The organism is Streptomyces sp. NPDC057280 (genome assembly GCF_042668605.1).
Taxonomy (GTDB): domain Bacteria; phylum Actinomycetota; class Actinomycetes; order Streptomycetales; family Streptomycetaceae; genus Streptomyces.
Genome location: NZ_JBHUYR010000003.1, coordinates 475,457 through 488,608, shown reverse-complemented (window position 1 = coordinate 488,608; position 13,152 = coordinate 475,457). Strand labels below are relative to the sequence as shown.

Sequence of the window (13,152 nt, the reverse complement as noted above, 5' to 3'; positions counted from 1 at the left end):
CGCGCCGGCTCGGCGCATGTCCATGCCGCGAGTTCGCGTCAGATCCAGTTGAGACGCCAGAGCCGGAAGACGCCGGTACCGTCCGAGAGGTACTGGCCGCCGCCGACGTCCTCGCTGCTGACGACGTACTCCTTGGCCTGCCAGAGCGGGATGACCGGCACATCGCGCGCGACGGCGTCCTGCATCGACCGGAAGTCCTCCGCGGCGTCGGCGCGGTCGGCGTACTGCTGACTGGCCTGGATCAGCTTGTCGACCTCGGAGCTGCTGTACCCGGTGTTCATGGTGCCGTCGGTGCCGACGAGGGGCCCGCCGTAGGTGTCCGGGTCGGGGAAGTCGGCGACCCAGCCGACCGCGTAGGCGTCGAGCTTGCCGGTGGCCCACGCCTTCTGGAAGGCGGTCCACTCGTAGGGCTTGAGCGTCACCTCGAACAGCCCGCCCGCCTCCAGCTGCCTCTTGAGCTCGGCGGCCTCCTTGTCGGCGGCGCCCCGGCCGGTGGCGTACCCGTAGGTGAACTTCACCGGCAGCGTCACCCCGGCCTCGGTGAGCAGGGCCTTGGCCTTGGCGGTGCTCTGCTTGGCGTAGGCGTCGAAGAACGCCGTGGTGTGACCGGTGATGCCCGCCGGGATCAGCGAGTAGAGGGGGTCGACGGTCCCCTCGTAGACCGTGGCGGCCAGCCGCTCGCGGTCGATCATCCAGGCCATCGCCTGCCGGACCTTGGTGTCGTGCAGCGGTGAGGAGGAGCGGGTGTTGAGGTAGAGGTTGCGGACCTCGGAGCTGTCGGCCTCGGAGACGCGCATCGAGGGGTCGCTGGGGTTCAGCCGGGCGAGCACCTCGGGCGGCAGCTGCCGGGTGGCGACCTCGATCTGCCGGGCCTTCCAGGCCGCGTTCAGCTTGTCGGCGTCCTTGTAGTAGAGCAGTTCGACCGGGCGCCCGGCGTCCTTCACCGCGCCCTTGTAGCGGCTGCTGGGCGCGAGGGTGACCTTCTTGTCCTTCGTATACGACCGCAGCTCGTACGGGCCGGTGCCGTCGACGCCGTTGTCCTTGCGCAGGCCGTCCGCGGGGTACTTGTCGCGGTCGACGATCGAGCCGGCTCCGGTGGCGACCTTGAACGGGAAGGTGGCGTCCGGGGAGGAGAGGTGGAAGGTGACCGTCAGGCCCTGGGCCGTCACCGACTTGAGGGTGTCGAGCAGGGAGACCGGGCCGACGTCCGACTTGATCTTCTTGACCCGGTCGAACGAGTACTTGACGTCCTCGGCGGTCATCGCGCGCCCGCTCGGGAACTCGAGGCCCTTCCGCAGCTGACAGCGGTACGTCTTGAGACCGCCGCCCACGAACTTGCAGCTCTCCGCCGCGTCGGGCACCGGCGTGGCGCCGCCCGACTCGAACGTCAGCAGCGACTGGAAGACATTGCTGAACAAGGCCCAGGAACCGGCGTCATAGGCGCCGGCCGGGTCGAGGGACGTGACGACGTCCGTCGTACCGACCTTGATCGTCTTGTCGGTGTCCTCCTGCGACGGCATCAGCTGCCAGCCGCCCACTCCCACGGCCGCCAGCACGAGCAGCGTCGCGAGAATCCGTATGCGAACCGATCGCATCGGTTTCCTTCCCCGGGCCCCTGACGGCCCCCAAGCACACATGCCACTCCCCTAGCGGCGCGGCTCACCTAATCACACGGGTTTCCCGGGCGGAAGAGGGATCTTGAGAGTTGAGAAAGTCATTGCCGCAAGGTGTTACCGAAGAGTTTCACAGGGCTCGCACAGGGTCTGCCGCGAACGGTTTCAAGCCGGCCCCGGGCCACGGCTCTACGCCTGACGGGACGCCAGCTCGATCACCGTGATGTCCGAGGGCGCGCCCACGCGCGTGGGCGGCCCCCAGGCGCCCGCGCCGCGGCTGACGTAGAGCTGGGTGTCGCCGTAGCGCTCCAGGCCGGCCACGGTCGGGTTGGCGGCCTCGGCGATGAGGTTGCCGGGCCAGAGCTGGCCGCCGTGGGTGTGGCCGGACAGCTGGAGGTCGACGCCGTGCTCGACGGCGTCGTGGATCTGCACGGGCTGGTGGGCGAGGAGCACGCACGCGCGCGTGGTGTCACGGTCGCCGAGCGCCTTGCCGAAGTCGGGGCCCTGGCCCTCGCTCTCCCCGGCGATGTCGTTCACGCCGGCGAGATCGAAATGGCGCAGCTCCGTACGGGCGTTCTCCAGGGGGAGCAGTCCGAGCCGGCGCACCTCCTCGACCCACTGCTCGGCGCCGGAGAAGTACTCGTGGTTGCCGGTGACGAAGTAGGCCGGCGCCCTCAGCTGCGACAGGGGGGCGGCGGCCGGTCCGAGGTCCTTCACGCTGCCGTCCACCAGATCGCCGACGACCGCGACCAGGTCGGGCTGCGTGGAGTTGATCGTGTCGACGACCTTCTGCGCGAAGCCGCGGCCCAGCACGGGGCCGAGGTGGATGTCGCTGACCACCGCGATCCGGAACCCGTGCGCCGCGCGCGGCAGTTTGGCCAGCGGCACGGTGACCCGCTTCACCCTCGGCCCGCGCAGCACGCCGTACGTGCCGTAGCCGACGGTCCCGACCGCGGCCGCGGCGGCCGCTCCGCCGACCACGCGGGAGACGAACAGGCGCCGGGAGGGGGCGGCGAGGAGACGAGGGGACGCGGGCTCGGCGGGCTCTTCGGGGGCCGGTCCCGCCGGTACGGGCTCCGGTCGCGGTACGGCGACGGCCGCGACGGGCGCGTTCCGCCGGTCCCGTCGCTCCAGGCAGCGGCGCAGCAGCGGTCGTACGACCTCACCCGCCACCACGCCCAGCAGCAGGTAGATCGACAGGGCCAGCCACAGGAAACCGGGCCAGGCCAGTGTCTGCTGGAGCCAGAAGGGCGCTCCGGTGCGCTCGCCCACCAGGGCGCCGATCGCCAGCAGCCAGCCGCCGGCGACGACCACCACGCCGGCCCGCCGGCCCCAGCCCGGGCCGCTCGTCGTGTCGCGGAACAGGCGGCGCCACAGGTACCAGTTGGCGGTCACCAGGACGGCCAGGGCCAGCACGGCGAAGACGATGACCACGGAGTCGTATCCCTTTGTTGTCGTGTGCGGGGAACGGGCCCGCTATGACGTCTGGCGCAAAGCACGCACCCCGCGCAACCCGATGAGGCCGACGACCGTCCCCAATACGAAGGAAACGACGGCGAGCGTCAGGTGCACCCAGAAGTACGCGGTCGGGTCGCCCGCGTCGTCGAACGCGAGTCCGCTGCCGTCCTTGACGAGATTCTTGACGAAAGTGATCCAGATGACCCAGCTCCACACCCCGAAGGCGAGCAGGAACCAGGAGACGGGGCGGCTGAGCTTCATGCGTCCAGTATCTCCGCCGGGTGTCTGGTTCCTCGGCCGGGGTGGGGAGGGCAGTGGGACTTCACGGGCGGTGGCATGTACGTTTCCGACCGTGTCCGCACCCAAGAAGACCACCAGGCGATCCCTGCTGGTCGTTTCCGCCACTCTGACGTCCCTCGCGCTGACCGCGGGCCCCGTGCTCGCCGCGCCCAGCCCCTCGACGTCTCCCTCGGCCACCCCGCCCGCGAAGATGTCGACGGTCGGCGGCGCCCGGCTCGGGCAGGCCGGCACCCAGGTCAACCTGGCGAGCGGGGTGCCGGTGCTGCCCAAGGGCCTCACCGCGCGGTCGTGGATCGTCTCCGACGCCGAGTCCGGCGAGGTGCTCGCCGCGCACAACGCGCACTGGCGGCTGGCCCCGGCGAGCACCCTGAAGATGCTGTTCGCCGACACCGTCCTGCCGAAGTTCCCGAGCACCACCGAGCACAAGGTCGTCCCCTCCGACCTCGCCGGCATGGGCGTCGGCTCCAGCATGGTCGGCATAAAGGAAGGCGAGAAGTACACCGTCCACGACCTGTGGCTCGGTGTCTTCCTGCGCTCCGGCAACGACGCCGTGCACGTGCTGTCCGCGATGAACGGCGGCGTGAAGCACACGGTCGCGGAGATGAACGAGCACGCCGAGGAGCTCCAGGCCCTCGACACCCACGTGGTCAGCCCCGACGGCTACGACGCCGAGGGCCAGGTGTCGAGCGCGTACGACCTGACGCTGTTCGCCCGCTCCGGGCTGCAGAAGAAGGACTTCCGCGAGTACTGCTCGACGGTCACCGCGAAGTTCCCGGGCGAGACGAAGAAGAACAAGAAGGGCAAGAAGGTCCGCGAGTCCTTCGAGATCCAGAACACCAACCGGCTGCTGTCCGGCACCGACTCCGACGTCGACGTCTACCCGGGCATCGCGGGCGTCAAGAACGGCAACACCACCAACGCGGGCGCCACCTTCACCGGGGTGGCCGAACGGGGCGGCAAGGTGCTGCTCGTCACCGTCATGAACCCGTCGAAGAACGAGCACGACGAGGTCTACAAGGAGACCGCGAAACTCTTCGACTGGGGCTTCAAGGCCGCCGGCAAGGTCTCGCCGGTGGGTGAGCTGGTCCCGCCGAAGAGCGCCGCGCAGCCGAGCGCCCAGCCGGGCGCCACGGCCTCCGGCGAGGCGGGCGGCGCCGTGGGGAGCGGCGGGTCCTCCGCCAAGCCGGTGGCGAGCGCCACTACCGCCTCGGGCTCCGGCGGCATGGGCATCGCCCTCGCCATCGCCGGCGGGGTGCTGGTGCTGCTGGCGGCGGGCGCGTTCCTGGTCAACCGCCGGTGGCCGCTGCCGGATCTCGTACGACGTCGTCGCTGACCTCGTCGGGTTCGTCCTCCTTCTTGCTCTCCGTCGCCGTCCAGGCGGCGCAGAACAGGACGAGTTTCGAGGTGAAGTTGATCCACAGCAGCAGGGCGACGGGGACGCCGAAGGCGCCGTACATGCTCTTCGCGGCCACGCCCTGCATGTAGCCGCTCAGCAGCAGCTTCAGCAGCTCGAACCCGACCGCGCCGATCAGCGCCGCCACCAGCAGCCGGCGGCGCGTCGGTTCGACGCCGGGCAGCAGGGTGAGGACGTACAGCAGGAGCAGGAAGTCGGCGAGCACGGCGATCAGGAACGCGGCGATCCGCAGCAGGACGGCGCCCCAGCCCTCGCGGTCGATGCCGATCTGGTCGCTGATCCAGCCGACCATGGCGGAGCCGATGGCGGACGCGGCGATCGTGACCAGGAGCGCGCCGCCGAGGCCGACCAGGATGCCGGCGTCCTTGGCCTTGCTCAGGACCGGGTTCACGTCCTCGTCGGGCAGCTCCCACACCGCGCGCAGGCACTCACGCATCGAGCCGACCCAGCCGATGCCGGTGAACAGCAGCACGGCTCCGGCGATGAGACCGATGGCGCCGGCGTTCTCGACCAGGCCGTCGATGTTCAGCTGGTCGGAGATGCCGGGCACCTGGTCGGCGATCTTGTTCTGCAGCTCGTCCTGCTGCGACTGGCTGAGGGTCGCGGCGGCGATGGCGGCGGCCACGGTCAGCAGCGGGAACAGGGCGATGAAGCTGATGAACGTCATCGCGGCGGCCAGCCGCGTCCACTTCACCCGGTCCAGCCGCTCGTACGACCGCCACGCGTGCGTGGCCATCAGCCGGACGAACGCCGGCCCGACTACGGGGAGCTTCTTCAGCCAGTCCATGTCCGCCTCTGTGCTCGGTGACCCAGGTATGCCCCGGGTCCTGAAGTCCCATGTACGAGTACCCCGAAAGCGCAGGACGGTGGCGGTGGGTGGGCTAGCAATGTGCCACCGCCAGCCCGTACATCCCCAGCCACACCAGGCCGATGACGGCGAGGGCGCGGTCGCCGAGGACGACCTCCTCGGGCTCGCCCGCGGTGCCGCGGTCGGCGAAGACGGCGTACCGCAGGACCGCGAGGATGAACGCCACGACGGACAACTGGCGCCAGGGCAGCAGACCGGTGGCCGTCGGCGCGGCATGCGTGCCGCCGTCCTCCAGGGCCCACAGGCAGTACCCGAGGACGGCGACCCCGGCCGCGAGCTGCCAGACGAAGCGCAGATAGCCGGGCGTGTACTCGGTGAGCAACGCGCGCGTGGCGCCCTCCGTGCCCTCCATCTGCACGGCCTCGGAGTAGCGCTTGGCCGCCACCATGAACAGCGCCCCGAAGCCGGTCGTGATCAGGAACCAGCGTGACAGCGGAATCCCGAGGGCGAGCCCGCCGACCATCGCCCGCATCAGGAACCCGGTCGTGACGACGACGAGGTCGACGACCAGGACGTGCTTGAGGCTGACGCAGTAGGCCAGTTGCATGCCCACGTAGGCGGTGAGCAGGGCCGGCACGAGGGGCGGGGTGAGCCAGCCGGCGAGGGCGAGCGCCAGGACGGCGAGGACACCTCCGACTCCGTACGCGACGGGTACCGGGACCTGTCCGGCGGCGACCGGGCGGTGGCGCTTGGTGGGGTGCGCGCGGTCGGCGTCGGCGTCGCGGGCGTCGTTGATCAGGTAGACGGCGGCGGCGCACGCCGTGAACAGTGCGAAGACCAGCGCGAGTCGGGTGAGCGCGTGCCGGGTGAAGAGCTGCCCCGCGGCCGCGGGGGCGGCGACGACGAGGAGGTTCTTGACCCACTGCTTGGGACGCGCGGTCTTGAGGAGGCCGCGGAGGACGGAGTGGGGGCGGTGGTGGGGTGGTGCGGGGTGCCGTGGGGGTGTGCGTTGGCTGAGGACGGCGGGGGTGTGGGGTGGCGCGGGGGTGTCGGGCGGCGCGGGGGTGTTGGGCGGCGCGGGGGTGTTGATCTCAGCCATGCGTGCCCCCTCGCATCCAGCGCGCTCCGAGACGCGCCGTGAGCGCCCCCAGCGCCGCGCCCGCCGCCACGTCGGAGGGGTAGTGGACGCCGACGACGAGGCGCGAGAGGCACACGGCGACGGCGAGGGGCGGGAGGAGGCGGGTGGCGCGCGCGGCATTGGTGACCGGCGCGAGGTCGATGGCGCGCGCGAGGTGTCCAGGGCGTGCGCCAGCCGGAAAGTGCCCCCTACTCACCCCGTACGCCCCCAGCGTCCCGAACGCCACCGCGGCCGCCGCGGCGGAAGTCGCGTGCGAGCTCGGGAAGGAGTGGCGGCCGGCGGTGCGTACGAGCGGGTCGACGTGCGCGGGGCGCGGGCGGCGCACCACCCGCTTCACGCCCATGCTGACGGCGTGCGCGGCCGCGGTGAGCGCCGTCCCGCGCAACCAGGCGCCGCGTCGCGCGCCGTCCACGGCGGCTCCCGCGAGGCCCGCCGCGATCCACATCGCCCCGTGCTCACCGGCCCAGGACAGGGCGCGCGCGGCCGCACCGACGCGCGGGTCGGCCCCGTACGCGCGGAACGCCGAAAGGATTCGGCGTTCCATGCCACGGCAGACGCCGAGGACACCGGTGTCCTCGGGGCTGCCCGGATCGTCGAATGGGTCCATGTGGACTCACTGTTCACGCCGACACGGCCCGAGCTCCGGCAATATTGAGCGACATCCCATTAATCACCCATTTCGGGGAGAGGATGAATGTCCAGGGATGTTTGAAAACAAATCGCCCACTCAAGGGCGATACGGTCACCGACATGTCTGCCGAGACCGTTTCCGTCACGGGATGGGGCCGTACGGCGCCCACCGCGGCCCGTCTGATCCGCCCACGGACGTACGAGGAGGCCGTGGCCGCCGTCCGGGGCTGCGGGGCCCGCGGCGGCATCCCCCGGGGCCTGGGACGGGCGTACGGCGACGCGGCGCAGAACGCGGGCGGGGCGGTCCTCGACATGACGGCCCTGGACCGTGTCCATGTCGTCGACGCCGACAACGGCATCGTGCTGTGCGACGCGGGCGTCTCCCTGCACCGGCTGATGCGGGTCCTGCTGCCGCTCGGCTGGTTCGTCCCGGTGACGCCCGGCACCCGCCACGTCACGGTCGGCGGCGCGATCGGCGCCGACATCCACGGCAAGAACCACCACGTCTCCGGCTCCTTCTCCCGGCATGTGCTGTCCTTCGAACTCCTCACCGCCGACGGCGAGATCCGCGCGGTGAGCCGCGGCACGCCCCTGTTCGACGCGACCACCGGCGGCATGGGCCTGACCGGCGTGATCCTGACCGCGACGGTCCAGCTGCAACCGGTGCAGACCTCGCTGATGTCGGTCGACACCGAACGCGCGCGTGACCTCGACGACCTGATGGCGCGACTGTCCGCCACCGACGACCACTACCGCTACTCGGTCGCATGGGTCGACCTGCTGGCGCGCGGCGCGGCTACCGGCCGCGCGGTGCTCACGCGCGGCGAGCACGCGCCTCTCGACGCGCTGGGCACGCGCGCGCGGAGGGACCCGCTGGCGTTCCGCCCCGCCCAGCTCCCGGCCCCGCCCGCCGTCCTGCCGGAGGGGCTGCTGAACCGCCGTACCGTGGGCTGGTTCAACGAACTCTGGTACCGCACGGCCCCCCGCGCGCGTACCGGCCGGCTGCAGAAGCTGTCGACGTTCTTCCACCCCTTGGACGGGGTCCCGCACTGGAACCGTGTCTACGGCCGCGGCGGCCTCGTGCAGTACCAGTTCGTCGTCCCGTACGGCCGGGAAGACACCCTGCGCCGGGTCGTGCGCCGCCTCTCGGAGCGCCGCTGCCCGTCCTTCCTGGCCGTCCTCAAGCGCTTCGGCGACGCCGACCCGGGCTGGCTCTCCTTCCCGCTGCCCGGCTGGACCCTGGCCCTGGACATCCCGGCGGGCCTGCCCGGCCTCGGCACCCTCCTCGACGGCCTGGACGAGGACGTGGCCGCGGCCGGGGGGCGCGTCTACCTCGCCAAGGACTCCCGGCTGCGCCCCGAACTGCTCGCCGCGATGTACCCGCGCCTCGACGACTTCCGCGCGCTGCGCGCGGAGTTGGACCCGCGCGGGGCCTTCGTCTCGGACCTGTCCCGCCGCCTCGCCCTCTAGAGCCCCGATCTCCGGAGCCTCTGGCCCGACCCATAGGAGCTGCTTGCCGTGAAGGACGCCTTCGGCCTCCCCCAGTCCCTGCTCGTCCTCGGCGGGACGTCAGAGATCGCTCTGGCCACCGCCCGCCGTCTCGTCGCCCGCCGCACCCGCACGGTGTGGCTGGCGGGGCGCCCCTCGTCCGCGCTGGAACAGTCCGCGGCCGACCTGCGCGCCCTGGGGGCCGACGTGCGCACCGTCGCCTTCGACGCGCTCGCCACGGAGTCCCACGAGACCGCGCTCGGCAAGGTCTTCGCCGAGGGTGACATCGACATGGTGCTGCTCGCCTTCGGGGTCCTCGGCGACCAGGCCCATGACGAGCGCGAACCACTCGACGCGGTGCGGGTCGCGCAGACCAACTACACGGGCGCGGTGTCGGCGGGCCTGGTCTCCGCGCGCGCGTTGCAGGCGCAGGGCCACGGCTCCCTGGTGGTCCTCTCCTCGGTCGCCGGTGAGCGCGCGCGCCGCTCCAACTTCATCTACGGCTCCAGCAAGGCCGGCCTCGACGCCTTCGCCCAGGGCCTGGGCGACGCCCTGCACGGCACCGGCGTCCACGTCATGGTCGTACGCCCCGGGTTCGTGCGGACGAAGATGACCGCCGGTCTGCCGGAGGCGCCGCTCGCGACGACGCCCGAGGAGGTCGCGACGGCCGTGGAACTGGGGCTGAGGCGGCGTTCGGAGACGGTGTGGGTGCCCGGGGTGCTCCGCTGGGTGATGTCGGCCCTGCGGCACGTGCCGCGCGAGGCGTTCCGGCGCTTGCCGATCTAGGCTCTGCCGTCCCGCCGGGGCACGGTCAGTGGGCGGTCGTGCCCTGTTCCACGGCGGCGGAAGAGCCCTGGGGCGGCACCGTGGCCGCCCCGCCGAAGGTGTACTCGCGCAGCTTGCGCCACACGCCGTCGGCGCCCTGCTCGTAGAGGGCGAAGCCGGTGCAGGGCCAGTGGGCCTCGTAGTCGGCGAGCTCCTCGTACGCGCGGTCCATGGCTTCTTCGTCGATGCCGTGGGCGACCGTGACGTGCGGGTGGTAGGGGAACTGGAGTTCGCGGGCGACGGGGCCGGAGGCGTCACGGACCTGCTTCTGGAGCCAGGTGCAGGCCTCGGCGCCCTCGGCGACCTGGACGTACACCACCGGTGACAGCGGCCGGAAGGTGCCCGTGCCGGACAGCCGCATCAGGAAGGCGCGGCCGGCCGCGGCGACCTCGGTGAGGTGCGCCTCGATGGCGGGCAGCGCGCCCTTCTCGACCTCCGTCGGGGGCAGCAGGGTGACATGCGTGGGGATGCCGTGAGCCGCGGCGTCACCGAAGCCCGCGCGCAGCTGTTGGAGCAGGCTGCCGTGAGGCTCCGGGACCGCGATCGACACGCCGATCGTTACGGTCCCCACGTCGTCTCCTGTCTTCCCTCTCGGGTGTCTGGGGTCTCCCCCTTGTCGGGTTCGTCCCGGCCGTCCGGCTATCGACTGTACGGCCACGCCTGTGTTGTGGGCAGGCGCAACCGTAGTGATGTGCAGCGCTCTGTCCAGTGGTACGTCTGTGCGGTTCCTGTGCGGTGGTACGCGTGCGTGCTCGGCTCAGTGCTTGGCGGGCAGGAATCCGACCCGGTCGTAGGCCTGGGCCAGCGTCTCCGCCGCGACGGCACGCGCCTTCTCCGCACCCTTGGCCAGGATCGAGTCCAGCGTCTCCGGGTCGTCCAGATACTGCTGGGTGCGCTCCCTGAACGGCGTCACGAACTCGACCATGACCTCGGCGAGGTCCGTCTTGAGCGCACCGTAGCCCTTGCCGTCGTACTTCTGCTCCAGTTCCGCGATTCCCGTGCCCGTGAGGGTCGAGTAGATGGTGAGCAGGTTGCTGACGCCGGGCTTGTTCTCGGCGTCGTAGCGGATGACGGTGTCGGTGTCGGTGACGGCGCTCTTGACCTTCTTGGCGGTCGTCTTCGGGTCGTCGAGGAGGTTGATGAGGCCCTTCGGCGTGGACGCCGACTTGCTCATCTTGATCGACGGGTCCTGAAGGTCGTAGATCTTCGCCGTCTCCTTGAGGATGTACGGCTTCGGAAGCGTGAAGGTGTCGCCGAAGCGGCCGTTGAAGCGCGTGGCGAGGTCACGGGTGAGCTCGATGTGCTGGCGCTGGTCCTCGCCGACGGGGACCTCGTTGGCCTGGTACAGCAGGATGTCCGCGACCTGGAGGATCGGGTACGTGAAGAGGCCGACGCTGGCGCGGTCGGCGCCCTGCTTGGCGGACTTGTCCTTGAACTGGGTCATGCGGGAGGCCTCGCCGAAGCCGGTGAGGCAGTTGAAGACCCAGGCGAGCTGCGCGTGCTCGGGGACATGGCTCTGGACGAAGAGCGTGCAGCGCTCCGGGTCGAGGCCGGCCGCGAGGAGCTGGGCGGCGGCCAGGCGGGTGTTGGCCCGCAGGTCCGCCGGGTCCTGCGGGAGCGTGATCGCGTGCAGGTCGACGACCATGTAGAACGCGTCGTGGGACTCCTGCAGGGCCACCCACTGACGGACGGCGCCGAGGTAGTTGCCGAGGTGGAACGAGCCTGCGGTGGGCTGGATTCCGGAGAGCACGCGGGGACGATCAGAGGCCATGTTCACCATTCTCTCAGGTCGACCGCCCCGATCCGGAACTGGTCGGAAACAGATGGGAACCGATCCGTCTCCTGCGGTGTAACAAAGACGTGAGAACGCGGGAGGGGGGCCGCATCGTCGATGAGGCCGCGGTGATCGCACGCGTACGCGCCGGGGAGCCGGAGGCGTATGCGGAGCTGGTGCGCGCCCATACGGGCATCGCGCTCCGGGCGGCCGCGGCACTCGGGGCGGGTGCGGACGCGGAGGACGTGGTGCAGCAGGCCTTCGTCAAGGCGTACTGCGCGCTGGGCAGGTTCAAGGAGGGCGCGTCGTTCCGGCCGTGGCTGCTGTCGATCGTCGCCAATGAGACGAGGAACACAGTGCGAACGGCGGCCCGGCAGCGCACGCTCGCGGGCCGGGAGGCGGCGCTCGTGGAGGCGGAGCCGCTGATACCGGAATCGGCGGACCCGGCGGCGCGGGCCCTGGCGACAGAGCGCCGCGCCGCGCTCCAGTCCGCCCTGGAGAAGCTGAGCGAGGAGCACCGCCTGGTCGTCACGTACCGCTATCTGCTGGACATGGACGAGCCGGAGACGGCCCAGGCCCTGGGCTGGCCCCGGGGGACGGTGAAATCGCGGCTCAACCGCGCGCTGCGGAAACTGGGCCGACTGCTGCCGGACGCCGAGCTTCGGGAAGGGGGTGATGAGCGTGGGTGAGGGACGCAAGGGCGGCGAGGGCGGCCGTGGCCGCGGGGACGCCGGTGGCCGGGGGCCGCGCCGGCGTGGCGGGGAGCGAGGCCCGGGGTCGCGGGCGCGTCGGCGGGACGGCGGAGGTGAGGTCGATGCCTCCCGGCTGCCGGAGGAGCTGCGGGCGCTCGGGCGGTCGCTGGACGCCGCCGAAGGGGCGGAGGGTTCCCTCGGTTCGGAGACGATGGTCGAGCGGGTGCTGGGCCAGATACTGGCCGAGCAGTTGCCGGCCCCGGTGCCCGAGCCCCGGGGCCCCCGTGAGCGGCTGCGGGCCGTCCGGCGCTGGACGCGGGTGCGGTGGCGTTCGTTGACCGCGACGCTGTGCGGCCTGCTCACGGTGCTCGCCCTCACGCCCCCGGTGCGAGCCGCGGTCTTCGACTGGTTCGACTTCGGCGGGGTCGAGGTGCGCTACGACCCGTCGGTGCGGCCCTCTCCGGGGGCCGAGGTGCCCGGCTGCGATCGGTCGGTGTCGTGGGCGCAGGCCGTACGGCGGGCCGGGTTCGAGCCGCTGGTGCCGGACGCGCTCGGGGCGCCGGACGCGGTGTCGGTGGCGGGTGGGCCGCGGGACCGGTTCGTGGTCAGTCTCTGCTGGCGCGAGCGCGGAGGGACGGTTCGGGTGGACGAGTTCGCGGCGGGGCTGGATCTGACCTTCGCCAAGATCGGGCGTGAGCGGCCGGAGTGGATCTCGCTGGGCGGCTCCGCAGTCGCCGGTTCGCAGGACACGGCGCTGTGGTTCCCCCGTCCCCACCTGCTGAGCTTCTGGCTGCTGGACGCGGACGGGAAGCGCTACACCCGCCAGGAGCGGACCTCCGGGCCGACCTTGCTGTGGAGCCGTCCGGTGGGCTCGGCGGAGGTGACGCTGCGGCTGGAGGGGGTGGCGTCGAAGGGCCGGGCGGTGGAGATCGCGAAGTCGGCGACGAGCCCGGTCGCGAAGCCTTCGGGGGCTTCCTCGGATTAGTGCGGGCGGGGTGGGAACCCCGGCGGG

Annotated in this window: 13 protein-coding genes; 5 read left to right on the top strand and 8 right to left on the bottom strand. The window is 71.6% G+C overall.

Annotation, left to right across the window (positions count from 1 at the left end; translation table 11 throughout):
* Positions 1 to 38: 38 nt before the first annotated feature.
* The 3 genes from ACFUO4_RS20740 to ACFUO4_RS20730 all read right to left on the bottom strand — a co-directional run bounded on the left by ACFUO4_RS20740 (position 39) and on the right by ACFUO4_RS20730 (position 3,332).
* On the bottom strand, positions 39 to 1,595 hold the full coding sequence (locus tag ACFUO4_RS20740; RefSeq protein WP_383486702.1) for an ABC transporter substrate-binding protein: 1,557 nt from the start codon (positions 1,593 to 1,595) through the stop codon (positions 39 to 41).
* Between the two features lie 207 nt (positions 1,596 to 1,802).
* On the bottom strand, positions 1,803 to 3,047 hold the full coding sequence (locus ACFUO4_RS20735) for a metallophosphoesterase (RefSeq protein ID WP_383486699.1): 1,245 nt from the start codon (positions 3,045 to 3,047) through the stop codon (positions 1,803 to 1,805).
* A gap of 42 nt (positions 3,048 to 3,089) precedes the next feature.
* A complete protein-coding gene (locus ACFUO4_RS20730; protein WP_079311805.1) occupies positions 3,090 to 3,332 on the bottom strand; it encodes an SCO4848 family membrane protein in 243 nt (80 codons plus the stop codon).
* A gap of 91 nt (positions 3,333 to 3,423) precedes the next feature.
* Between ACFUO4_RS20730 and ACFUO4_RS20725 the strand changes: the two genes are divergently transcribed.
* Positions 3,424 to 4,704: a D-alanyl-D-alanine carboxypeptidase family protein gene (locus ACFUO4_RS20725; protein ID WP_383486696.1), complete on the top strand. Its 1,281-nt coding sequence runs from the start codon at positions 3,424 to 3,426 to the stop codon at positions 4,702 to 4,704.
* On the opposite strand, the gene ACFUO4_RS20720 is transcribed toward ACFUO4_RS20725, so the two are convergent.
* The 3 genes from ACFUO4_RS20720 to ACFUO4_RS20710 all read right to left on the bottom strand — a co-directional run bounded on the left by ACFUO4_RS20720 (position 4,658) and on the right by ACFUO4_RS20710 (position 7,275).
* On the bottom strand, positions 4,658 to 5,572 hold the full coding sequence (locus ACFUO4_RS20720) for a YihY/virulence factor BrkB family protein (RefSeq protein ID WP_079311802.1): 915 nt from the start codon (positions 5,570 to 5,572) through the stop codon (positions 4,658 to 4,660). The genes ACFUO4_RS20725 and ACFUO4_RS20720 overlap by 47 nt on opposite strands.
* Before the next feature lie 94 nt (positions 5,573 to 5,666).
* Positions 5,667 to 6,692, bottom strand: coding sequence for a decaprenyl-phosphate phosphoribosyltransferase (locus ACFUO4_RS20715; protein ID WP_383486691.1), 1,026 nt, complete (start codon positions 6,690 to 6,692; stop codon positions 5,667 to 5,669).
* Positions 6,685 to 7,275 carry a phosphatase PAP2 family protein gene (locus ACFUO4_RS20710; RefSeq protein ID WP_383487874.1) on the bottom strand — a complete coding sequence of 197 codons (591 nt, stop codon included), beginning with the start codon at positions 7,273 to 7,275 and terminating at the stop codon, positions 6,685 to 6,687. The genes ACFUO4_RS20715 and ACFUO4_RS20710 overlap by 8 nt, the downstream gene beginning before the upstream one ends.
* A gap of 206 nt (positions 7,276 to 7,481) precedes the next feature.
* Between ACFUO4_RS20710 and ACFUO4_RS20705 the strand changes: the two genes are divergently transcribed.
* Both ACFUO4_RS20705 and ACFUO4_RS20700 read left to right on the top strand, forming a co-directional pair.
* A complete protein-coding gene (locus ACFUO4_RS20705) occupies positions 7,482 to 8,831 on the top strand; it encodes an FAD-binding protein (RefSeq protein WP_383486688.1) in 1,350 nt (449 codons plus the stop codon).
* Positions 8,832 to 8,879: 48 nt separating this feature from the next.
* Positions 8,880 to 9,635 carry a decaprenylphospho-beta-D-erythro-pentofuranosid-2-ulose 2-reductase gene (locus ACFUO4_RS20700; protein ID WP_383486685.1) on the top strand — a complete coding sequence of 252 codons (756 nt, stop codon included), beginning with the start codon at positions 8,880 to 8,882 and terminating at the stop codon, positions 9,633 to 9,635.
* Positions 9,636 to 9,660: 25 nt separating this feature from the next.
* On the opposite strand, the gene ACFUO4_RS20695 is transcribed toward ACFUO4_RS20700, so the two are convergent.
* Positions 9,661 to 10,245, bottom strand: a complete 585-nt coding sequence (locus ACFUO4_RS20695) for a 2'-5' RNA ligase family protein (protein ID WP_383486682.1) — start codon at positions 10,243 to 10,245, stop codon at positions 9,661 to 9,663.
* A gap of 186 nt (positions 10,246 to 10,431) precedes the next feature.
* Positions 10,432 to 11,445: a tryptophan--tRNA ligase gene (gene trpS, locus ACFUO4_RS20690; RefSeq protein WP_079312802.1), complete on the bottom strand. Its 1,014-nt coding sequence runs from the start codon at positions 11,443 to 11,445 to the stop codon at positions 10,432 to 10,434.
* Positions 11,446 to 11,534: 89 nt separating this feature from the next.
* Between trpS and ACFUO4_RS20685 the strand changes: the two genes are divergently transcribed.
* A complete protein-coding gene (locus tag ACFUO4_RS20685; protein ID WP_179143597.1) occupies positions 11,535 to 12,137 on the top strand; it encodes a sigma-70 family RNA polymerase sigma factor in 603 nt (200 codons plus the stop codon).
* The gene (locus ACFUO4_RS20680) at positions 12,124 to 13,125 is read left to right on the top strand and encodes a hypothetical protein (RefSeq protein ID WP_383486677.1); all 1,002 of its coding nucleotides are present in this window, start codon (positions 12,124 to 12,126) and stop codon (positions 13,123 to 13,125) included. The genes ACFUO4_RS20685 and ACFUO4_RS20680 overlap by 14 nt, the downstream gene beginning before the upstream one ends.
* Positions 13,126 to 13,152: the final 27 nt, after the last annotated feature.